The sequence below is a fragment of the Streptomyces sp. NPDC043738 genome, assembly GCF_056436545.1.
The window spans coordinates 112,785-134,676 of the sequence record NZ_JBWKCJ010000024.1 but is presented as its reverse complement, the minus strand read 5'-3'; the positions used below and the strand labels follow the sequence as shown (position 1 = coordinate 134,676).

General features: G+C 72.6%; 16 protein-coding genes. 6 read left to right on the top strand and 10 right to left on the bottom strand.

Annotation, left to right across the window (positions count from 1 at the left end; translation table 11 throughout):
• Window positions 1-380 precede the first annotated feature (380 nt).
• Window positions 381-899, top strand: coding sequence for a GNAT family N-acetyltransferase (locus tag AC0680_RS27640; RefSeq protein ID WP_478633742.1), 519 nt, complete (start codon window positions 381-383; stop codon window positions 897-899).
• A gap of 19 nt (window positions 900-918) precedes the next feature.
• On the opposite strand, the gene AC0680_RS27635 is transcribed toward AC0680_RS27640, so the two are convergent.
• Window positions 919-1,119, bottom strand: a complete 201-nt coding sequence (locus AC0680_RS27635; RefSeq protein WP_478633741.1) for a hypothetical protein — start codon at window positions 1,117-1,119, stop codon at window positions 919-921.
• A 108-nt stretch (window positions 1,120-1,227) separates the two neighbouring features.
• A complete protein-coding gene (pulA, locus tag AC0680_RS27630; RefSeq protein ID WP_478633740.1) occupies window positions 1,228-3,888 on the bottom strand; it encodes a pullulanase-type alpha-1,6-glucosidase in 2,661 nt (886 codons plus the stop codon).
• A gap of 243 nt (window positions 3,889-4,131) precedes the next feature.
• Here pulA and AC0680_RS27625 point away from each other — a divergent pair, with 243 nt between their 5' ends.
• Window positions 4,132-4,995 (top strand): SAM-dependent methyltransferase, encoded by an 864-nt coding sequence (locus AC0680_RS27625; RefSeq protein ID WP_478633737.1) that lies wholly within the window; start codon window positions 4,132-4,134, stop codon window positions 4,993-4,995.
• A 98-nt stretch (window positions 4,996-5,093) separates the two neighbouring features.
• On the opposite strand, the gene AC0680_RS27620 is transcribed toward AC0680_RS27625, so the two are convergent.
• From AC0680_RS27620 to AC0680_RS27600, 5 genes are read right to left on the bottom strand one after another with little or no spacing between them, the layout of a single operon-like run.
• Window positions 5,094-6,158: a LacI family DNA-binding transcriptional regulator gene (locus AC0680_RS27620; RefSeq protein ID WP_478633735.1), complete on the bottom strand. Its 1,065-nt coding sequence runs from the start codon at window positions 6,156-6,158 to the stop codon at window positions 5,094-5,096.
• Complete coding sequence (locus AC0680_RS27615) at window positions 6,146-7,747, bottom strand: glycoside hydrolase family 13 protein (RefSeq protein WP_478633733.1); 1,602 nt, start codon at window positions 7,745-7,747, stop codon at window positions 6,146-6,148. Before AC0680_RS27615 ends, AC0680_RS27620 begins: the two co-directional genes overlap by 13 nt.
• A gap of 1 nt (window position 7,748) precedes the next feature.
• A complete protein-coding gene (locus AC0680_RS27610; RefSeq protein ID WP_478633731.1) occupies window positions 7,749-8,576 on the bottom strand; it encodes a sugar ABC transporter permease in 828 nt (275 codons plus the stop codon).
• 2 nt (window positions 8,577-8,578) lie between these two features.
• Entirely contained in the window at window positions 8,579-9,457 is an 879-nt protein-coding gene (locus AC0680_RS27605) for a carbohydrate ABC transporter permease (protein WP_478633772.1), read from the bottom strand.
• Between the two features lie 53 nt (window positions 9,458-9,510).
• Window positions 9,511-10,788 carry an extracellular solute-binding protein gene (locus AC0680_RS27600; protein WP_478633729.1) on the bottom strand — a complete coding sequence of 426 codons (1,278 nt, stop codon included), beginning with the start codon at window positions 10,786-10,788 and terminating at the stop codon, window positions 9,511-9,513.
• 226 nt (window positions 10,789-11,014) lie between these two features.
• Between AC0680_RS27600 and AC0680_RS27595 the strand changes: the two genes are divergently transcribed.
• The 3 genes from AC0680_RS27595 (at window position 11,015) to AC0680_RS27585 (ending at window position 14,667) form a co-directional block, all read left to right on the top strand.
• Window positions 11,015-12,634 (top strand): glycoside hydrolase family 13 protein, encoded by a 1,620-nt coding sequence (locus AC0680_RS27595; protein ID WP_478633726.1) that lies wholly within the window; start codon window positions 11,015-11,017, stop codon window positions 12,632-12,634.
• A gap of 24 nt (window positions 12,635-12,658) precedes the next feature.
• Window positions 12,659-13,708 carry a LacI family DNA-binding transcriptional regulator gene (locus tag AC0680_RS27590; RefSeq protein WP_478633724.1) on the top strand — a complete coding sequence of 350 codons (1,050 nt, stop codon included), beginning with the start codon at window positions 12,659-12,661 and terminating at the stop codon, window positions 13,706-13,708.
• Window positions 13,709-13,827: 119 nt separating this feature from the next.
• Window positions 13,828-14,667: a phosphatase PAP2 family protein gene (locus tag AC0680_RS27585; RefSeq protein WP_478633721.1), complete on the top strand. Its 840-nt coding sequence runs from the start codon at window positions 13,828-13,830 to the stop codon at window positions 14,665-14,667.
• Window positions 14,668-14,711: 44 nt separating this feature from the next.
• On the opposite strand, the gene AC0680_RS27580 is transcribed toward AC0680_RS27585, so the two are convergent.
• Together AC0680_RS27580 and AC0680_RS27575 are read right to left on the bottom strand one after the other, a co-directional pair.
• Complete coding sequence (locus AC0680_RS27580; protein ID WP_478633718.1) at window positions 14,712-16,367, bottom strand: amidohydrolase; 1,656 nt, start codon at window positions 16,365-16,367, stop codon at window positions 14,712-14,714.
• An 81-nt stretch (window positions 16,368-16,448) separates the two neighbouring features.
• A complete protein-coding gene (locus tag AC0680_RS27575; RefSeq protein ID WP_478633716.1) occupies window positions 16,449-18,095 on the bottom strand; it encodes an APC family permease in 1,647 nt (548 codons plus the stop codon).
• Window positions 18,096-18,264: 169 nt separating this feature from the next.
• Here AC0680_RS27575 and AC0680_RS27570 point away from each other — a divergent pair, with 169 nt between their 5' ends.
• Window positions 18,265-18,879 (top strand): TetR/AcrR family transcriptional regulator, encoded by a 615-nt coding sequence (locus AC0680_RS27570; RefSeq protein WP_478633713.1) that lies wholly within the window; start codon window positions 18,265-18,267, stop codon window positions 18,877-18,879.
• On the opposite strand, the gene AC0680_RS27565 is transcribed toward AC0680_RS27570, so the two are convergent.
• Window positions 18,867-21,890, bottom strand: a complete 3,024-nt coding sequence (locus AC0680_RS27565; RefSeq protein WP_478633711.1) for a bifunctional [glutamine synthetase] adenylyltransferase/[glutamine synthetase]-adenylyl-L-tyrosine phosphorylase — start codon at window positions 21,888-21,890, stop codon at window positions 18,867-18,869. The genes AC0680_RS27570 and AC0680_RS27565 overlap by 13 nt on opposite strands.
• Window positions 21,891-21,892: the final 2 nt, after the last annotated feature.

Genomic DNA, 21,892 nt, shown 5'->3' with positions numbered 1-21,892 from the left:
TGTGGTGCGCCGGGGGTGGGGCGGGGGGCGGGGGGTCGCGGTTGGCAGTCCGCGCCCCCCCCCCCCCCCCCCCCCCCCCCCCCCCCCCCCCCCCCCCCCCCCCCCCCCCGCCCCCTCCCGTGAGTGGGTGGGAGAAGACGGTGGGGGTGAACGTCAGCCTTCGTGTGCAGGAAGTCGAGTGAGGGGGCCAGCCCCCACCAGCCCGACTTCCACCCACCCGCGGGAGGGGACAGACCGTAGGACGGAGTCCGTAGGGCTGTCACCGCACCCGACAAACCACCGCCCGCCGCAGGCGCAACGGCGACACGGCACCACGGCGGGAAAGCCGACAACGTGGGAGGCCGTCCAAGCTCCGCGAAACGACTGACAGAATCCGGCCCATGAACGAGATCACGTTTCGACTCGCCCGCCCCGGTGCCGATCTGGCCGTTCTGGTCTCCCTGTACGACGCCGCCGCTCGCTGGATGCAGGAGTCGGGGATCGACCAGTGGAAGCCCGGCGGGAAGGACGAGGGGCACTTCCGGCGGCGGATGGCGGACGGCGAGGTCTGGCTCGCGGAGGCCGGCGGGGGGATAGCGGGCGCCTTCGAGCTGTGGTGGAACGACGAGCCCGCGTGGGGACCGCAGCCGCCGGAGGCGGGCTATGTGCACCGGCTGATGGTGGACCGCGGACGGGCACCGGCCGGGACCGGGCGGGCGATGCTGGCGCACGGCGAGCGGCGGATCGCGGAGGCGGGGCGGCGGTGGGCCCGGCTGGACTGCGTCTCGTCCAATCCGCGGCTGCGTACGTACTACGAGGCCGCGGGGTACACGGTGGTCGGGGAGCAAGCGTCCAAGAAGGACAACGGCGGCGGCAGTCCGTACGCCGTCACCCTCCTGGAGAAGCGGTTGGCCGGCTGAGCCGAGCCGCCCGGCGCTGCTACCGGGCGTTCCTCGGGTGCTGACGCGCCGCGCGCTCGTTGCCCCGCCGGTAGTTGCCCGTCCACCGGGCCATCACCAACTGGGCGTCGCCGGAGGTCACTTCCCGCAGGAACCGCTCGGCCCGGCCGCCCCGCAACACCGCTGCCCGCCGTCCGTGGTGCCGTACCACCACGGATCCGTCTCCCAGCTCGTCGTACACGAATCCCTGTGCGCCGCCCGGCACTCGTCGCCCCCCTGGTCACCCTCTGTGTCGATGCCCATCGTGGCGCCTCGGCCGTCGTGCCGCGATCCGTTTTCGCCGGGCCCCCTAGCTCTGCGTGTGCCGGAAGACCGCGACGGTGCGGGCGGGGACGGTGAAGGTGCCCGAGGCGGGGGCGTAGGAGGCGGTGGCGGTGGTGCGGTCCGCGCCGTGGGCCTGGACGGGGTGCAGGGCGTAGGGCCGGCCGGCGAGGGTGGGGACGGTCTGGTGCTGCCGGTGGGGGGTGGCGTTGAAGACGATCACCAGGTCGGCGAGGCGCATGGTGAGGACGCCTGGGGTCTCGTCCTTTCCGGAGAGCGGGAAGGACAGTGCCTTTTGGACCGCCGCTGTGGTGGGCAGGCCGAAGGCCGGTTCGGTGGCGTGGATGCGCAGCAGGTCGCGGTAGGCGGCGAAGGCGCCGGTGATCTCGGCGCAGCCGGGGCGCAGCGCGGGATCGGCCAGCAGGGGCTTGGCGTAGGACCACTTGTCCTTGTTGTCGGCGGCCGGGGGCAGTCCGCGGCCGAAGCCGTTGCCGTCGGCGCAGTTCCAGTGCAGGGCGTTGAACCAGCCGCCGCTGTTGAAGGAGTTGCGGTCCAGGGACTTGGAGCGCAGGAGGTCGGAACCGGCCTGGGAGAGGGCCGGGCCCTGCGAAAGGGCTGCGGTGGCCAGCGCAAGGACTTGCAGGCGGGCGCGGTAGGCGGCGCCGGTCGCCGGTGGGAGTTTGTACGCCAGCGCGTCGTAGAGGGTCTCGTTGTCGTGCGCGTCGGCGTAGGCGAGGGCGTCGCCCGGGTCGGCCGCATAGCCGGCCGGGGCGCCGTTGTAGTCGATCTGGGAGCCCTTGACGCGGCGGCCGGTGGTGTCGGTGAAGGTGTAGTCGGCGAGGTTGCCGGTGAGGCCGACCTTGATGAGGTCCTGGTAGTGCAGGAGTCGGGCCCGCTGGGCAGTCGGATCTCCGTTGTCCGGGGAGGAGTTGGGGTCGGTGTACAGGCCCGAGGCGAAGCCCTGGACCCGGGGGTCGGCGTCGAAGGGGCCGCCGCCGCGCACCGCGTCGCGGGCCCGGTCGCTGAAGGTGGCGATGCCGGTGCCGGCCATGTTCCGCTGCGTGGCCTGGACGAACCGGGCGTCGTTCGCGGCCTCGCCGAAGTTCCAGCCCTCGCCGTAGAGGATGATCCGCTTGCCGTCGACGCCGTCCTTCGCCGGGGTCAGCGCGTCCAGGGCCTTGCGCACGGCGAGGATGTTGGCCTTGGGATGGTGGCCCATCAGGTCGAAGCGGAAGCCGTCGATCTTGTACTGCCTGGCCCAGGTGACGACGGAGTCGACCACGAGCCTGCCCATCATGGTGTGCTCCGGTGCGGTGCCGGAGCAGCAGGTGGAGGTGGCCACACCGCCGTCGTCGAGCAGCCGCTGGTAGTAGCCGGGGACGATGCGGTCCAGGACGGAGTGCGGGTCCTGGCCGCTCGCGGCGGTGTGGTTGTAGACGACGTCCATGACGGTGCGCAGTCCGGCGCCGTTCAGCCCCTGCACCATGCGGCGGAACTCGACGGTGCGGGCCGCGCCCTCCGGGTCCGAGGCGTACGACCCTTCGGGGACGGTGTAGTGCATGGGGTCGTAGCCCCAGTTGTAGGCGTCGCGGGCGGCGGACTGGGCGATGCACTCCTGCTGGCGATCGGAGTCGGGGGCGTACGCGGTCAGGTCGCAGCCGGGCCGGTCCTGGTCGGCGCGCTTCTCCGGGACGGTCGCGCCGTCGAAGACCGGCAGCAGGTGGACGTAGGAGGTGCCGGCCGCGGCAAGGGACTTCAGATGGCGCATGCCGTCCGACCGCGCGTCGGTGAAGGCGAGGTACTGCCCGGGGTGGCGGGAGGTGCGGTCCTCGACGGAGAAGTCGCGCAGGTGCAGCTCCTGGATGCGGGCCCGGCGCAGCGGCACCGCGGCGGGCTTGCGCAGCCCCGCCCAGCCCTTGGGGGCGAGCTTCGGGTCACCGAGGTCGACGACGAGGCTGCGGCCCGAATCGGCGGTCAGAGCGGTGGAGTAGGGGTCGGTGACCTTGTTGGTGACGGTCGTGCCGGCGCTGGGCGCCCAGACGGTGACGAGGTAGCGGTACGGCTTGCCGACCCAGTCGCGCTGCCCCTGGGCACGCCAGACACCGCTGTTGTCGTCGCGGCGCATCGGGACCGTGCGGCCGTCGAGTTCGAGGGAGACGGTGCGGGCGGTGGGCGCCCATACGGAGAGGGTGGGGCGCCCGTGGTGGAAGACCGGCCCCAGTGCGGCGCGTTGGGCGCGGGCGCCGTAGAGGTCGTCCAGGACGCCGGGTATCTGCACGCCGGTGGTGGCGAGCCGCCCGTCCGCCGTGCGCTGGGCGGCGACGAGCCGGCCGCGCAGCGCGGTGCGGGCCAGGTCCTGGTCGCGGGGGTCGACGGTGAAGGCCGGATACCCCGTCAGGTGGGGATAAGCGGCGCGCTCGGCCTGGCTGAGGGTCCCGGGCGTCAGCCGGATGCGGCGTCCGGCCGGATCGCCCTCCCCCGCCCCGAACTCCAGCTGCGCGTCGGCGCGTTCGGCGCCCTTCCAGACCACGGTGTCGCGGTCGATCCACTGCGCCAGGGCCTGGTTCGGGCCGGACGGGGCCGCCTGGGCGGGCGCTTGCGGGGACGAGACGAGCAGGGCCGCCGCGCCGACGGTCAGGGCCAGTGCGGCGGCCAGGTGCCGGCCGGCCCGGCGGGTGAGGGAGGACATGGCTCATGGTTCTATCCGCCCTGATTCCTTGTTGCAAGACCTTACGCAAGAGATTGCAACGGTGTTACGTTCCTGCAGTAACGGTCCGGCCGGCCGGAGGTCCACAGCTCAACGGGCCCTACGCGCCCGGCCGGTCGGACCGGCACCAAGGCCCGCCCTCGCCCCCGCAGCCAGTTGGCGCATAGTCACCTATGCCTGCAAGACGGACGAATCACCCCGACCGGTCCGGGGAATCCCCCCACCGTGATCAACAACCCCGGGAACCACACCAGCAGCACACCGGACCACGACGACGCGACCCGCACCTACTACGACACCGCCGACGTCGACGCCTTCTACGACGCCGTCTGGGGCGGCGAGGACATCCACGTCGGCATCTACGCCGACGCGCACGAGGCGATCGCCGACGCCTCGCGCCGTACCGTCCAGCACGCCGCGGACAAGGCCGCCGACCTGCTCGGCCCGCACGCCGCCGTCCTCGACCTCGGCTCCGGATACGGCGGTTCCGCCCGTGCGCTGGCCGAACGCTTCGGCTGCCGCGTCGTGGCCCTCGACCTCAGCGAGGAGCACAACCGGCGCCACCGCGCGGCCAACGCCCGGCGCGGCCTGGACGGCCTCATCGAGGTCGTCACCGGCTCCCTGGGCGACCTGCCCTACGAGGCGGAACGCTTCGACGTCGTCTGGTCCCTGGAGGTCCTGAGCCACGTGCCGGACAAGCAGGGCGCGCTGACCGAGGCCGTACGCGTACTGAAGCCGGGCGGGGCCCTGGTCTTCTCGGACATCATGACGGACGAGAAGACCCCTCCGGAGGCCGTGCGCCCCGCGACCTCCCGGCTCTCCATGCCGGCCCTGGGGACGCCGTCCCGGTACCTGGACCTGCTGTCCGGCCTCGGCCTGAAGGCCACCTACGAGGACCGCACCGCCGACATCGCCACCCACTACGCGCGCCTCGACGAGGAGGTCCGCCACCGCGCGGCCGAACTGCGCGAGGTCATCAGCCCGGCCTACGTCGACGAGCTGCTGGCCAACCTCCCCCTCTGGACGGACATCACCCGCCGGAACCTGCTGCGCTGGGGCATCTTCCACGCCCGTCGCCCCGCCGCCTGAGCCGCCCCGTCCGGCACCTCTCCTCATCCGTTCAGCTCGGCGTCCCGGCCCGCGCCTGGGCGGCGTTCGTGTCGTACGCCGCCCAGGAGGGCCGGCTCTCACCCCGGGGCCGGCCCCGTCGATCCCCGTACGACCAGCTCCGGCTGGAAGATGAACTCGGTGCGCCGGGCCGGGCTCTCCCGGCCCTGTGCCCGGTCGTGGATCTCCTCGATCAGGGCGCCCACGGCGGCGGTCGCCATCGCCTGCACCGGCTGGCGCACGGTGGTCAGCGGCGGATCGGTGAAGGCGATCAGCTGGGAGTCGTCGAAGCCGACGACGGAGAGCTGGGCGGGCACGTCCAGGCCCCGGCGGCGGGCCGCGCGTACGGCGCCCAGCGCCATCAGGTCGCTGCCGCAGACGATGCCGGTGCAGCCCTCGTCGAGGAGGGCCGCGGCCGCCGCGTCACCGCCCTCGACGCTGAACAGGGTGTGCTGGACGAACCGTTCGGCCTGCCCCCTCGACAGGCCGAACGACTCGCCCAGCGCCGCCACGAACCCCTCGGCCTTGCGGTGGGAGGGGACGTAGCGGACCGGGCCGACGGCCAGCCCGATCCGCTCGTGGCCCAGCTCGGCCAGGTGGCGTACCGCCATCCGGGCCGCCGCGCCGTCGTCGGGCGAGACGAACGGCGCGTCGATGTGCGGGTTGTAGCCGTTGATGAGGACGAACGGGACGCCCCGGGAGGCGAGGCGGGCGTAGCGGGCGGGGTCGGCACGGGTGTCGGCGTGCAGGCCGGAGAGGAAGACGATGCCGGTGACGCCGCGTTCCTCCAGCTGCTCGACGAGTTCGTCCTCGGTGGCGCCGCCGGGCATCTGGGTGCACAGCACCGGCGTGTAGCCGTGGCCGGCCAGCGACTGCTCGATGATCTGGGCGAAGGCCGGGAAGATCGGGTTCGTCAGCTCCGGGATGACCAGGCCGACCAGGCCCGCGCTGCGGCGGTGCAGCCGTAACGGTCGCTCGTAGCCGAGGACGTCGAGCGCGGCGAGCACCCGGCGGCGGGTGCCCGCCGCCACCCCCGCCTTGCCGTTCAGCACGCGGCTGACGGTCGCCTCGCTGACCTCCGCCTGGGCGGCGATGTCGGCGAGCCGGGGGGTGGCGTGCTCCGGGGGCTGGGTCACTCCTCCCACCAGACGGTGGTGTCGGCGGGAAGGATGAAGTCACCGTCCACCAAGGGCGGTTGGCCGGAGGAGAGGAGCGGGCGGCCGGGGGCGGGCAGCCGGGCCGGGGACCCGGTCGTGTTGGCCGTGCAGACCAGTCCGCCCGGGCGCCGGAAGGCCAGGACGCCGTCGGGCGCGTCCAGCCACTCGACCGCGTCGCCCGCGCCGAGGCCGGGGTGGCTGTGCCTGAGGGACAGCGCGGTGCGGTAGAGCTCCAGGGTGGAGGCGGGGTCGCCGGTCTGCGCCTGGACGGTGAGCGGTGCCCAGTCGGCGGGCTGCGGCAGCCAGCTGCCGCCGTCGCCGAAGCCGTAGGGCGCCGCCTGGCCGGACCAGGGCAGCGGCACCCGGCAGCCGTCCCGGAGGCCGTCCTGGCCGGTGGCGCGGAAGAAGGACGGGTCCTGGCGGACCTCGTCGGGCAGGTCGGTGACCTCCGGCAGGCCCAGCTCCTCACCCTGGTAGACGTACGCGGAGCCCGGCAGCGCCAGCATCAGCAGGGTGGCCGCACGGGCGCGGTCCAGGCCGCCGCCGAGGCGGGTGCGGTGGCGTACGACGTCGTGGTTGGACAGCACCCAGGTCGTCGGGGCGCCGACGGGGCGCATGGCGTCCAGTGAGGCGTCGATCGCCTCCCGCAGCTCCTTCGCGTCCCACGTGGTGTTGAGGTAGTGGAAGTTGAACGCCTGGTGGAGCTCGTCGGGGCGGAGGTAGAGCGCGGTGCGCTCGGCGGTGGGGGTCCAGGCCTCGGCGACGGCTATCCGCTCGCCCGCGTACTCGTCGAGGACGGTGCGCCAGGAGCGGTAGATGGCGTGCACGCCGTCCTGGTCGAAGAAGGGCAGGGTCTGGGTGCCGAGCAGGGTGAGCTGGTCGGCGCGGCCCATGTCGGGCAGGCCGGGAGCCTTGACCAGGCCGTGGGCGACGTCCACCCGGAAGCCGTCGACGCCCAGGTCCAGCCAGAAGCGCAGGATGGAGCGGAACTCGTCCTGGACGGCGGGGTGGTCCCAGTTGAAGTCGGGCTGTTCGGGGGCGAAGAGGTGCAGGTACCACTCGCCGTCGGGGACCCGGGTCCAGGCCGGGCCGCCGAAGAGGGACTCCCAGTCGTTGGGCGGCTCCTCGCCGTTCTCGCCGCGGCCCTTGCGGAAGTGGAAGCGCTCGCGGGCCGTGGAGCCGGGGCCCTCGGCCAGTCCGCGGCGGAACCACTCGTGCTGGTCGGAGCAGTGGTTGGGGACGAGGTCGACGATGATGCGCAGGCCGAGGCGGTGGGCGTCGTCGATCACCCCCTGGGCGTCCGCGAGGGTGCCGAACATCGGGTCGATGGTGCGGTAGTCGGCGACGTCGTAGCCGGCGTCGGCCTGCGGGGAGGCGTAGAACGGACTCAGCCAGACGGCGTCCACACCCAGGTCCCTGAGGTACGGCAGCCGGCTGCGGATGCCCGCCAGGTCGCCCATGCCGTCGCCGTTGCCGTCGGCGAAGCTGCGCGGATAGACCTGGTAGATCACCGCGTCGCGCCACCAGCCGGTGGCGGGAGTGGCGTGGTCAGGAGTGACGTCGTGCTGTGGGGTCATGTCATCCCTTGGTGGTGCCGGCGGTCAGTCCGGCGACGAGGTGGCGCTGGGCGAAGGCGAAGACGAGCGCGGCCGGTACCGCGATGATCACGGCGGCGGCGGTCATCGAACCCCAGTCGTTGGTGTACTGGTTGACGAAGGTCTGCAGCCCGCCGGCGAGCGTGAGGTTCTCCTCGCCGGTCATGAAGGCGGAGGCGTAGGCGACCTCGGCCCAGGCGGTGACGAAGGTGTAGAAGCCGGTGACGGCGAGGCCGGGGCGGGCCAGCGGCAGGACGAGCCGCCAGAAGGTGCCGAACGGGTTGAGGCCGTCGACCCGGCCCGATTCGTCGATCTCCACCGGGATGGTGTCGAAGAAGCCCTTCATCATCCAGGCGCAGAACGGCACGGCGATGGTCAGGTAGGTGACGACCAGCCCGGCCGGCTGGTTGAGCAGGCCGAGGCTCGCCAGCAGGTTGTACAGCGGCACGATCAGGACCGCGACCGGGAACATCTGGGTGATCAGCAGCAGCCACATCAGCGGGCGCATCCCGGGGAAGCGGAAGCGGCTGACGGCGTAGCCGGTGGTGGCGGCGATGAACACGCCGAGGACGGTGGTCAGCCCGACGATCACCACCGAGTTCCCGAACCAGGTCAGGAACTGTGTGTCGGCCAGTACGTGGGTGTAGTTGGCGAGGGTGGGGTGGGATATGAGCCCGGTGGAGAAGGCGTCGTTGCGCGGTTTGAAGGAGGTGATCAGCAGCCAGAGGGGCGGGAAGACGGCCACGGCGGCGGCGACGACCAGGCCCGCGTGCAGGCCGACCGAGGCCAGCGGGCTTCTCTTGTGACGCATGCTCACCACACCTCTCCCTGCTTGCGCAGCGCCCGGCGGTAGACGACCGCGACGGCCGAGAGCAGCAGCAGGATCAGTACGCCCCAGGTCGCGGACTCGGAGAAGTTGCGGGGGCTGTCGACGAAGGAGAGCCGGTAGGCGTAGGTCACCAGGATTTCGGTGGCGTCGCCGGGGCCGCCCCTGGTGAGCAGGAAGATCACCGGGAACATGTTGAAGGTCCAGATGGCGGAGAGCAGGATCACCGTGCTGCTGACGGCGCGCAGCCCGGGAAGGGTGATGTTGCGGAAGCGCTGCCAGGCGTTCGCGCCGTCCATCTCCGCGGCCTCGTACAACTCGGCCGGGATGGACTGCAGGCCGCCGAGCAGGGCGACGAGCATGAAGGGCACGCCCAGCCAGACGTTGACGGCGATGACCGAGAGCTTGGCCCAGGTGGGGTCGTTGAGCCAGGGGACGGCGTCGATGCCGCCGCCGGCCAGCAGCTTGTTGAGGATGCCGTTCTTCTCGTTGTAGAGCATCCGCCAGGTGAAGACGGAGATGAAGGCGGGGACGGCCCAGGGCAGGATCAGCGCGAGGCGGTAGAACGTGCGGCCGCGCAGCGTGCGGTTGAGCATGTTCGCGAGCGTGAGGCCGATCAGGAAGGTGACGCCCACGCAGCCGACGGTCCACAGGGCGGTCCAGCCGAGGCGGTCCCAGAAGACGCCGTCGGAGAGCACCGCCCGGTAGTTGTCCAGGCCGGTGAACTTGTAGGTCGCGGGGATGTGGTTGACGCCGATGTTCCGCTCGACGTTGGCCTCATTGGCATCGGTGAGCGACAGGAAGACGCCGCGCACCAGCGGATAGCCGATGATCACCCCGATGACGAGTACCACCGGGGCGACCATCGTCCATGCGTACCAGTGAGTGCCGAGCGTCCGGCGCACCCGTACAGCAAAGGTCACTTGTAGTCCTTGAGCAGCTTCCGGTAGGCGTCGCCGGTCGCCTTGGCGGCCTGCTCGGGCGTGGCGGCGCCGGTGAGCACCTTGTTCATCTGGACCTTGATCGGCTCGAAGAGGGAGTTGCCCTCGGCGATCCAGGGACGCTGGACGGCGCCGTCGACGGCGGGCTTGAAGAACTTGACCATCTCGTTGTTCTTGACGGCCGGTACGTCGTATACGGACTTGCGGGTCGGCAGCAGGCTGAGCTGCTCGGTGGTCTGCTGCTGGACCTTGGCCGAGCTCATGTACTTCACGAAGGCGTAGGAGGCCTGCAGGTTCTTGCTGCCGGCGTAGACCGAGAGGTTCCAGCCGCCCTGCGGGGAGCCCTGGGCGCTGCTGCCGCCGGGTACGGGGGCGACGCCGAGGTTGTTCTTGTCCTTGAAGGCCTTGCCGGCGCGGGCGCCCTCGATGTCCCAGGGGCCGTCGATGGCCATCGCGACGGTGCCGTCCTTGAGGGCCTTGAGCTGGTTCTCCTGGCCGTCGGTGGCGTCGGTGACCGCGGCCTTGGAGTCCACCAGGCTCTTGAGGGTCTTGAAGGCCTTGACGCCGGCGCCGTCGTCGATCTCGACGACCTTGTCGCGGGCGTTCACCAGGTCGCCGCCCTCGCCGTAGAGGTACGGCAGGAACCAGTAGGGATCGTCACCGCGCAGGTAGAGGGCGGTGGCGCCGGTCTTGGACTTGATCTTCTTGGCGGCGCCGGCCAGGTCGTCGAAGGTCTTGGGCACCTCGACACCGGCGTCCTTGAGCAGCTTCTTGTTGTAGAAGAGGCCGAGGGTGTCGATGACCTGGGGTGCGGCGTAGGTCTTGCCCTTGAACTTGGTGGAGCCGAGGGCCTGGGGGAGGTAGTCGTCGGCCTTGTCGAGGGCGGGGGTGCCGTCGAGCGGGGCGAGGTAGCCGAGGTTGGCGAAGTCGGCGGTCCAGGCGACCTCGGTGCGCATCACGTCGGGGGCGCCGGAGTTGCCGCCGGCCGCGTTCTTGAACTTGGCGTTGGCGTCGCCGAAGGGGACGTTCACATACTCGACGTGGACCTTCGGGTGCTCCTTCTGAAAGCCCTCGGCAAGCTTGCGGTAGGTCGCCTTCTCGGCGTCGTTGGAGGTGTCCCAGAAGGTAACGGTTCCCGACAGTTCGCCCCCGCTGCTGCCGTTTTCGCCGTCACCTCCGCCACCGCATGCCGTTGCCGCCAGCGCCAGGCCCGCTACCAGCGCGCCGGCCGTAATGCCCCTTATGCCACGCCGCATGTGAACTCCTTAGGGAAATGCCTCAGATGGCGGTCAGGAACGTAACAGCGCTGCAAACAAATCGAAAGACCTTGCGGCAAATTGCTGCAAGATTGCTGGAAGGGATTGCAGCGGGATGTCCGGAACGGGACCCTTGAGGAGGTCGTGGCACGTCACCCCGCGCCCGCCCGAGCGTTGACTCCGTAACGGCACCCCACACGCCTCTTGACCTCGACAGGGACGGCAGATGACCCAGGAGCTCACTTCCCCCAGCCCCGCCCCCCAGGCCGCCGGACCGGGCCGAGGTCCCAGCTGGTGGCGCGACGCCGTCATCTACCAGGTGTACGTCCGCTCCTTCGCCGACAGCGACGGCGACGGCGTCGGCGATCTGCGCGGGGTCCGCGAACGGCTGCCGTACCTCAAGGACCTGGGCGTGGACGCCGTCTGGCTGACGCCGTTCTACGCCTCACCGCAGGCCGACGGCGGCTACGACGTCGCCGACTACCGCGCCGTCGACCCGCTCTTCGGCTCCCTCCAGGACGCCGACGACCTCCTGCGCACCGCCCACGACCTGGACCTGCGGGTGATCGTCGACATCGTGCCCAACCACACCTCCGACCGGCACCCGTGGTTCAAGGACCCCGAACTCGCCCGGCAGCGCTACCTCTTCCGCCCCGGCAAGGGGGAGAACGGCGAGCTGCCGCCCAACGACTGGGAGTCGGTCTTCGGCGGCCCGGCCTGGACCCGCACCGAACGCGGCGACTGGTACCTGCACCTCTTCGCCCCGGAGCAACCCGACCTGGACTGGGACAACCCGGACGTGCACGCCGAATTCGAGGCCATCATGCGCTTCTGGCTCGACCTCGGCGTGGACGGCTTCCGCGTCGACGTCGCCCACGGCATGGTCAAGGCGCCCGGCCTGCCCGACATCGGCCACGGCCAGCAGGCGAAACTGATCGGCACCCAGGTGCTGCCGTTCTTCGACCAGGACGGGGTGCACGCCATCCACCGCACCTGGCGCCGACTGCTGGACGGATACGGCGACGCCCACGGCAAGCAGGTGATCGGCGTCGCCGAGGCCTGGGCCCCCACCGCCGAGCGGCTGGCTCTCTACGTCCGCCCGGACGAACTCCACCAGGCCTTCAACTTCCAGTTCCTCAACGCCCCCTGGCAGGCCGACGCGCTGCGCTCGGTCATCGACGCCTCGCTCGCCGCCACCGCCTCGGTCGGCGCCCCGACGACCTGGGTGCTGTCCAACCACGACGTCGTACGGCACACCACCCGCCTCGGCGGCAGCATGGACCGCGCCCGCGCCGCCACCCTGCTGATGCTGGCACTGCCCGGCTCCGCGTACCTCTACCAGGGCGAGGAGCTGGGCCTGCCCGAGGTCACCGACCTGCCCGACGAGGCGCGCCAGGACCCGGCGTTCTTCCGCGGCCAGGCCGCCGGGACCAGCGGCCAGGACGGCTTCCGGGACGGCTGCCGGGTGCCCATGCCCTGGTCCGGCCAGGCGCCCCCGTACGGCTTCGGCGACGGCGGCAGCTGGCTGCCGCAGCCCGCCGACTGGGCACCGCTCACCGTCCAGGCGCAGACCGGCGACCCCGCCTCCACCCTGGAGCTCTACCGCACCGCCCTCGGCCTGCGGCGCCGGCTGCCGGGCCTGGGCGACGGGGAGCTGAGCTGGCAGCCGGCCCCCGCGGGCGTCCTCGCCTTCACCCGCCCCGGTCTGCTCTGCACGGTCAACACGCTGGGTCACGACGTCGAACTGCCGCCCTCCGGAACACCGCTGCTCTCCAGCGCACCGGTGACCGTCAACGGCGCGTCGGCCGTGCTCCCCGGCGACAGCTGCACCTGGTGGGCAATCTGACAGCCGGACGGTAAGGTCCCCTCCATGACCGCCCGGCTGGCCGACATCGCAGCGCAGGCGGGTGTCAGCGAGGCCACCGTCAGCCGGGTTCTCAACGGGAAGCCCGGTGTCTCCGCCACCACCCGCCAGTCCGTGCTGGCCGCCCTCGACGTGCTGGGCTACGAACGCCCGGTACGGCTGCGGCAGCGCAGCGCGGGCCTGGTCGGGCTGATCACCCCGGAGCTGGAGAACCCGATCTTCCCGGCCTTCGCCCAGGTCATCGGGCAGGCGCTGACCCGCCAGGGGTACACGCCGGTGCTCGCCACCCAGACCCCGGGCGGCTCCACGGAGGACGAGCTGACCGAGATGCTGGTCGACCGCGGGGTGGCCGGGATCATCTTCGTCTCCGGACTGCACGCCGACACCTCCGCCGACATGCAGCGCTACGAGCAGCTGCGCGGCCAGGGCGTGCCCTTCGTGCTCATCAACGGCTTCTCCGACAAGGTGCAGGCGCCGTTCGTCTCCCCCGACGACCGGGCCGCGGTCGATCTGGCCGTCACCCACCTCGGCGCGCTGGGCCACCGGCGGATCGGGCTGGCGCTGGGCCCCAAGCGGTTCGTGCCCGTCCAGCGCAAGATCGAGGGCTTCGTGCGCGCCATGCAGGAGCGGCTGCAGATCGGCCCGGCCGAGGCGGAGCCGTACATCCAGCACTCCCTCTACACCCTGGAGGGCGGGCAGGCCGCGGCGAGCGCGCTGATCGAGCGGGGCACCACCGCGATCGTCTGCGCCAGCGACATGATGGCGCTCGGCGCGATCCGCGCGGCCCGGCAGTGCGGGCTGGACGTCCCGCGGGAGATCTCCGTGGTCGGCTTCGACGACTCCCCCCTCATCGCCTTCACCGACCCGCCGCTGACCACGATCCGGCAGCCGGTCACGGCCATGGGGCAGGCCGCGGTCCGCGCGCTCCTGGAGGAGGTCGGCGGCACCCCGGCGCCGCACAGCGAGTTCGTCTTCCACCCCGAGCTGGTGGTCCGCGGCTCGACCGCCTCGGCGCCGAAGACCACCCGGATCCCCCGGCCGCTGCGCGCCACCTGACGGGGGGTGTCCCCCAGAAGTACCGGGGTTCCGACTCCCCCTCAAGACCGATACAAACGATCGAATACCCGCCCGAAGGATGATCGGCGACACGCCCCTTTCTGGCAAACTGTCTGCCTATGGGTGAAGCGAATACGAGGATTCTGGACGGCCCGTCGACCACCCCGCCACTCACCGGGGACCGTACGGACCGGCCAGCGGAAGCGGGCCGGCTGGCCCGTCTGCGCTCCCCACGCACACCCCGGCTCTGGTTCGAGGTCCTGCTGATCGCGGTCAGTTACTGGATCTACTCGATGATCCGCAACGCGGTGCCGGAGCAGAAGGCGAAGGCGCTGAAGAACGCCGACTGGATCTGGCAGGCGGAGCACTCGCTGGGCATCGCCGTCGAGCACACCGTCAATCATGCGGTGGACTCGGTGACCTGGCTGATCGTGTCGATGAACTACTACTACGCGACGCTGCACTTCATCGTGACGATCGGCGTCCTGGTGTGGCTCTACCGCTGGCATCCCGGCCGCTACGCCGCGGCCCGGCTGGCGCTGTTCGCCACCACCGGCGTCGCCCTGGTCGGCTACTACTTCTACCCGCTGGCGCCGCCCCGGCTGATGCCGGACGGCGGCTTCGTCGACACCCTGATCGACCACGGCACCTGGGGCTCGATGGCGTCCGGCAACCTCGCCTCGATGTCCAACCAGTACGCGGCGATGCCGTCGATGCACATCGGCTGGTCGCTGTGGTGCGGCATCATCATCGCGCTGCTGGCCGAGCCGGTGTGGGCCAAGGCGCTCGGGCTGCTCTACCCGACGACGACGCTGCTGGTCATCGTCGCCACGGCGAACCACTTCTGGCTGGACGCGGTCGGCGGGGTGCTCTGCCTGAGCTTCGGGTTCGCGCTGGCGGGCGTCTGGTACCGGACACTGCCGCACCGGCTGTCGCGGCTCGCCCCGGCGGTGGTCTGAGGGCGGTGCCGGGCGCCCAGGCGTACACCCAGGCCCCGAGGGGCTCAGCCCACGGAGCGGTGGGTGATGTGCCCGCCCGTCATCGTCAGACGTACCTCTGCCGCGCCCAGGTCGTCCGCGGGGGCGGTGACCGGGTCCACGGCCAGGGCGGTGAGGTCGGCGCGGTAGCCGGGGGCGATGCGGCCGGCCTGGTGCTCCTCGCCCACCGCCAGTGCCGCGTGTGAGGTGCACCCTTCCAGTGCCATCAGGCCGGTCAGCGCCTGACCGGGGGTGACCGGCGCGACGTCCGGGCGTCCCGCGGGACGGCGGAGCCGGGCGGTGGCCAGGACCTGGCGGGGGTCGTGGTGGGCGATCGGCCAGTCGGAGCCGAGTACCAGCACCGCGCCCGCTTCCCGCAGATCTCGACAGCGCCAGGCCCGTCCGGCGCGCTCCTCGCCGACCCGCCGGGACCAGGCGTCGGTGTGGTCGGCGCGGGTGTACGCGGTGTGGGTGGGCTGCATGGAGGCGGCGACGCCGAGGCGGGCGAAGCGCGGCAGCTGCTCGGCGGGGACGGTCTCGATGTGTTCGATGCGGTGCCGGTGGCGGGCCCGCCGGGCGTCGTCGCCGAGCAGCTCGACGGTGTCCAGGACGTGCCGTACGGCGGCGTCGCCGATGGCGTGGGTGGCGGTGCGGACACCGGCCCGCGCGAGGTGGTGCACGGCGTGGGTGTAGGCGGCGGGGTCCGGCCAGAAGGCGTCGGTGCCCTGGCCGTGGCAGTCGGCGTGCTCCAGCCAGGCCGTACCGCCCTCGACGGTGCCGTCCATGAAGAACTTCACGCCGCCGACGCGCCAGTGCCGGCCGCCCAGCCGCTGCAGCTCGACGAGGTGGTCGAGGCCTTCCTCGTCGATGCCCGGCATGCACCAGGGCGCCAGCCGCAGCCGGAGGGGGAGGACACCGCCGTCCGCCTCGATACCGGACAGCAGCTCAAGGACGCCGTCGTTCTCCAGGTCCATGACGTGGGCGCCGGTGAGACCGCCGGCGGCCATGTCGTCGAGCAGGGCGAGCAGCCGGGCGCGGCGGTCGGCGGCCGAGGCGCGCGGGACGGCGGGCGTCAGCAGCTCCATCGCGGCGTGCTCGACGAGGTGCCCGGTGGGGCGCCCGTCGGCGTCGCAGACGACGCTGGCGCGCTGGGCGAACCCGCGCGGCCCGTCGATCCCGGCGGCCGCCAGGGCCCGGCCGCTGGCCAGCGCCGAGTGCCCGTCGTAGAGCCGCAGGAAGGCCGGGGCGCCGCCGAGCGCGTCCTCGACCAGATCGCGGTGGACGGGGCGGCCGCCGAAGACGTTGTGGTCCAGTCCCCAGCCGGTGAGCCACTCGCCGGGGCCGAGCGCGCGGGCGGCGCGGGCGAGCGCGGTGCGCAGTTCGTCGAGGTCGCGGACCTGGGAGAGGTCGAGGCCGGTGGCCATCTCGACGCCCCAGACGGGGTGGCTGTGGCCGTCGACCAAGCCGGGGGTGAGGGTCGCCCCGGCCAGATCGACGACCTCGGTCGCGGCGCCGCGCCAGTCCCGTACGTCCCGCTCGTCCCCGACCGCGGCGATCCGCCCGTCCTTGATCGCGACGGCCCCGGCCCAGGGGCGGTCCGGGTCCAGGGTGCGGACCCGAGCGCCGGTCAGGACGGTGTCGGCGGTGGTGAGGGGCGATGACGGGGCGGATCCGGCGGGCATGGGGGCTCCTGGGGGGTGGGCATGGGGGCTGTTGGGTGGCGCGGTGGGGTGCGGGGCTCGGCCGGTTCCGGCCGGTTGCGGTTACGGGGCCGGGGCGGTGGCCTCCTCGCCGGGGGCCGGTGCGGCCGCTTCTCCGGGGGCCGGTTCTTCGCCGGGGCGCCGGCCGGCCGTTGCCGTCCGCTCATCCCCGTTGTTCCCCTCGTCCCTCTTCCCTGCTTCGCCGCCCGGGCCCCCGTCCCTCGCCCCCTCGTCCTCGTCCTCGTCCTCCTCCGGTTCCGCCGCGAAGCCCGCGTAGACCTCGGGGCGGCTGCGGCGGATCCGGCGGGCGCCGAGGAGGCCGAGGGCGAAGGCGGCGGGGACGGTGAGGACCAGGGCGGTGTTGGTGGCCGGCGGCGCGCCGGTCATCAGGTCGATCTTGGCGATGACCAGCCAGAGGGCGCCGGCCATCAGGACGGCGGCGGCGATCGGGGTGATGACGGTGCGCAGCGCCCCTTCCTGGTGGGCGAAGCGGCGGAAGTAGCAGGGGACGGCGGCCGCGGTGATCGCCTGGAGCACCAGCAGGCCGAGCATCCCGGGGGTGTTCATCCACAGCAGCAGCTGCTGGTAGGGGTCGGCGCCGGCCAGCGCGAAGCCGACGACGACGAGGACCGCGAGGAGGCTCTGTGCCGCGCCGGCCAGGTAGGGGGAGCGGTGGCGCGGGTGGACGCGGCCGACCGCGGCGGGCAGCACGCCTTCTCGGGCCATGGCCAGCACGTAGCGGTTGATCGCGTTGTGGAAGGCCAGTTGGGAGGCGAGGATGCTGGTGACGATGAAGAGGTGCATCAGGCCGGCGGCCCAGCTGCCGACGTACTCGGTGGTGGCGGTGAAGAAGAGGCCGGCCGGGTCGTGCAGCGCGGCCCGGACGATCCGGTCGCTGCCGACGGCCTGGATGACGATCCAGATGACGAAGGCGTAGAAGAGGCCGAGGAAGGCGACCGCGAGGTAGGTGGCGCGGGGAATGGTGCGGGCCGGATCGCGGGCCTCGTAGCGGTAGATCGCGGTGGACTCGAAGCCGGTGAAGGCGGCGAAGGCGAAGGCGAGGACCGCACCGGTGCCGGGCACCAGGACGTTGCCGGGGGTGAAGGAGTCCAGCGCCAGGCCGTGCGCGCCACCGTGCAGCAGTACGCCGCCGGCGAGCAGGACGAGGATGCCGGTCTCGGCGACCAGCAGGACGCCCAGGACCTTGGCGCCGAAGTCGATGGAGCGGTGGCCGAGGTACCAGACGACCAGGACGCCGGCGACGGCGATCGGCGGCCAGGGCAGGTGGATGCCCCAGAAGGCCCGCAGCGCGTCCTGGGTGGCGGTGGCGAGCAGTCCGTAGACGCCGATCTGCATGCCGTTGTAGGCGAGCAGGGCCACGGTGGCGGCGCCGAAGCCGGCCGGTCGGCCGAGTCCCCGGGTGATGAACGCGTAGAAGCCGCCGCCGTTGCGGACGTGCCGGGCCATGGTCGTGAAGCCGACGGCGAAGAGGGCGAGGGTGGCGCCGGCGAGGAGGTAGCCGACGGGGGCGCCGGGGCCGCCGGCGCCGATCGCGAGCGGTGAGGTGCCGGCCATCACCGTGAGCGGGGCGGCGGCCGAGATCACGAAGAAGGCGATGTCGGCGACGCCGAGGGTGCCGCGGCGCAGCGAGGCGGCCGGTGGCGGGCTGTGCGGTGACGCCCCGTCGCGGGGTGCGGGCTGTGCGGCCATGTCTCGATGCCCTTCTGCCGAGGGAGGGAAGGAGGCGGCCCGGCACGTACGGGGATGGTGACGGCAGCTCGACCGCGAGAAAAACCTAAAGGCTTTCGGTTTTTGGGAAGGTACCCCCCGCCGTACGATTCGGGAAGACCCCTCGGCGGGGTCGGGCGGGAGCAAGGACATGGGGCGGCCGCGGAAGGCCCTGCTGGACCGGGAGCGGATCGGCGCGACGGCGCTCGAACTCGTCGACGCAAAGGGCGACTTCAGCGTTCCGGAGGTGGCCCGCCGGCTCGGGGTGCAGACCGCCTCGGTGTACCACCATGTGGACGGCCGGGCCGGGGTGATCGAGCTGCTGCGGGAGCGGGTCACCGACGCCATCGACCCCGGCACCCTGCACGACGCCTCATGGGACCGCGCGCTGGCGGCCTGGGCCCGCTCCTACCGTGCCGCGTTCGCCGCCCATCCGCGCACGATCCCGATGCTGATGACCTCACCGGTCCGCGCGCCCAAGGTGCTGGCCCAGTACGAACGGGTGGCCGGGATGCTGCTGGACGCCGGCTTCGCCCCGTCCGCCGTGCTGCCGGTGATCACCGGCCTGGACAACATCGTGCTCGGCTCGGCGCTCGACATGTCGGCGCCGAAGGTCATGTGGGAGGTCCCCGACGGCGCCGGCGCGCCCCGGCTGTCCGCGGCGCAGGACGCCGTCGGGCCGGACCGCGCCGACCAGGCCTTCGAGCTGACCCTGGCCGGATTCCTGGCGCACTGCCGGGGCCTGCTGGAGCGTCAGGCCCCGTAGAAGATCTCCTCCACCACGCCGCGCGCCCGTCGGGTGATCCGCCGGTAGTCGTCGATCATCTCGCCGACGTGCCCCTCCTCGTAGCCGAGGTAGCGGCCCACGGCGGCCAGCTCCCGGCCGTCGGTGGGGAAGGTGTCCCCCGGGCGGGCCCGCACCAGCATCACCGCGTTGCGCACCCGCGCCGCCAGCACCCAGGCCTCGTCCAGGGTCTGGGCCTCCTCGGTGCCGATCAGCCCGGCGGCGTGGGCGGCGGCCAGCGCCTCGCGGGTACGGGTCGTACGCAGCCCGGGGATCTCCCAGCCGTGCTGCATCTGCAGCAGCTGCACGGTCCACTCGACGTCGCTGAGACCACCGCGCCCCAGTTTGGCGTGGGTGGTCGGGTCGGCGCCGCGGGGCAGCCGCTCGGCCTCCATCCGGGCCTTGAGCTTGCGGATCTCGCGGACCGCGTCCTCGCCCAGGCCCTCGGCCGGATAGCGCAGCGGATCGATCAGCTCGATGAACCGCTCCCCCAGGCCGGCGTTGCCCGCGACCGGTTCGGCGCGCAGCAGGGCCTGGGCCTCCCACACCAGCGACCAGCGCCGGTAGTAGGCCGCGTACGAGGCGAGGGTGCGCACCAGCGGCCCCGATCTGCCCTCCGGGCGCAGGTCGGCGTCGATGGGCAACGGCGGGTCGGAGGAGGGGAGTTCCAGCAGCCGGCGCATCTCGTTGGCGACGGCGTGGGCGGCCCTGGCGGCCTCCTGCTCGTCGGCGCCCTCGCGCGGTTCGTGGACGAACAGCACATCGGCGTCCGAGCCGTAGCCCAGCTCGTGGCCGCCGAAGCGGCCCATGCCGATCACCGCGAAGCGGGTGGGCAGGGTGTCGCCCCACTGCTCGCGGACCGCGGCGCGCAGCGCGCCGGCGAGGGTGGCGGCGTTGAGGTCGGACAGCGCGGAGCCGACCGCGTCGACCGAGTGGCCGTGGTCCTTGTCGGCCGGGCTGAACTCCGTGCCGTAGGCACCGATCACATCCGCCGCGGCCGTGCGGAACAGCTCCCGGCGGCGCACCCCGCGGGCCGCCGTGACCGCCGCCTCCGCACCGTCCGCGCGGCCGACCGCGGCCAGCACCTCCTGCTCCAGCGCGGCCCGGGTGCGGGCCTGCAGCCCGTCGGGGGCACCGAGCAGCGCGACCGCCTCGGGGGCGCGCAGCAGCAGGTCGGGGGCGAGCCGGCCGGCCGACAGCACCCGGGCGAGGTTCTCGGCGGCGGCGCCCTCGTCACGCAGCAGCCGCAGGTACCAGGGCGTCTTGCCGAGCGCGTCGGAGACCTTGCGGAAGTTGAGCAGTCCGGCGTCCGGGTCGGCGGAGTCCGCGAACCAGGCGAGCAGCACCGGCAGCAGCGTCCGCTGGATGGCGGCCTTGCGGGTCACGCCGGAGGCCAGCGCCTCCAGATGCCGCAGCGCGGCCACCGGGTCGTGGTAGCCGAGCGCTTCGAGGCGGTGACGGGCGGCCCTGGCGGACAGCCGTGCCTCGCCGGGCTCCAGATGGGCGACGGCATCGAGCAGCGGACGGTAGAAGAGCTTCTCATGCAGCCGGCGCACCTCCCTGGCGTGCCACTTCCACTCCCTGCGGAGGGTGTCGACCGGCTCGGTCCGCAGGCCCAACGACCGTGCCAGGCGCCTGAGTTCGGCCTCGTCCTCGGGCATCAGATGGGTGCGGCGCATCCGGAAGAGCTGGATGCGGTGCTCCAAGGTGCGCAGGAAGCGGTAGGCGGCGTCCAGGGCCGCGGCGTCCTGGCGTCCGACATAGCCGCCGGCGGCCAGCGCCGCCAGCGCGTCCAGGGTGGTGGCGCTGCGCAGCGTGGCGTCGCTGCGGCCGTGCACCAGCTGCAGCAGCTGGACGGCGAACTCGACGTCGCGCAGCCCGCCGGGGCCGAGCTTGAGCTCGCGTTCGACCTGCGCCGCGGGGATGTTCTCGACGACGCGGCGGCGCATCTGGCGTACGTCGGAGACGAAGTTCTCCCGCTCGGCGACCTCCCACACCATCGGCGCCAGGGCGTCGACGTACTCCTGCCCGAGCCCCAGGTCACCGGCCATCGGGCGGGCCTTGAGCAGCGCCTGGAACTCCCAGGTCTTGGCCCAGCGCTGGTAGTAGGCGAGATGGCTGCTGAGCGTGCGCACCAGCGGGCCGTTGCGGCCCTCGGGCCGCAGATTGGCGTCCACCGGCCAGATCGTGCCCTCGACCGTGTTGTCCGAGCACAGTCGCATCATCCGGGCGGCGAGCCGGGTCGCGGCCTGCAGCGCCTTGGCCTCGTCGACGCCCTCCTTGGCCTCGGCGACGAAGATGACGTCGACGTCGGAGACGTAGTTCAGCTCCCGGCCGCCGCACTTGCCCATGCCGATGACCGCCAGCCGGCAGACCGCGGCGTCGCCGGGCGCCTCCTCGTAACTGATCTCCAGGGCGGCCCGGACCGTGGCGGTGGCCAGGTCCGCGAGCTCCGCCGCGGCCTCGGCGACATCGGTCGTCCCGCACACGTCGCGGGCGGCGATGCCCAGCAGGGCCCGGCGGTAGGCGGCGCGCAGCGCGTCCGCGCGTGAGCGGCCGGCACCCCGCTCGCCCCAGATGCCCTCGGCGAGCGACTGCTCGAACTCGGGAGTGGTGGGGTGCAGATCGACCGACTCGTAGGTGACCAGCGACTGCCAGTCCTCCGGGTGCCGGGCGAGGTGGTCGACGAGCGCCTCGGAGGCGCCCATCACCCCCAGCAGCCGGTCGCGCAGCGGCTTGGCCGCGACGACCGTGCTCAGCAGCGCCTGCTGCTCGTCCGGCGGCAGCGCCTCCACCAGCCGTGCCAGGCCCCGCAGCGCGAGATCCGGGTCCGCGGTGGCCCCGAGCGCTTCGAGCAGGACCGAGTCGTCGCGTACGGGGGCGAGTTCGGGGACGTCGAGCAGCACCCCGGCCGCCGAGGGGTCGGTGAAACCGTGCCTCAGCAGCCGGGTGAAGGTGCTGCTCCGCCGTCCCTGCGGAGCGGGAAGTGCCATGA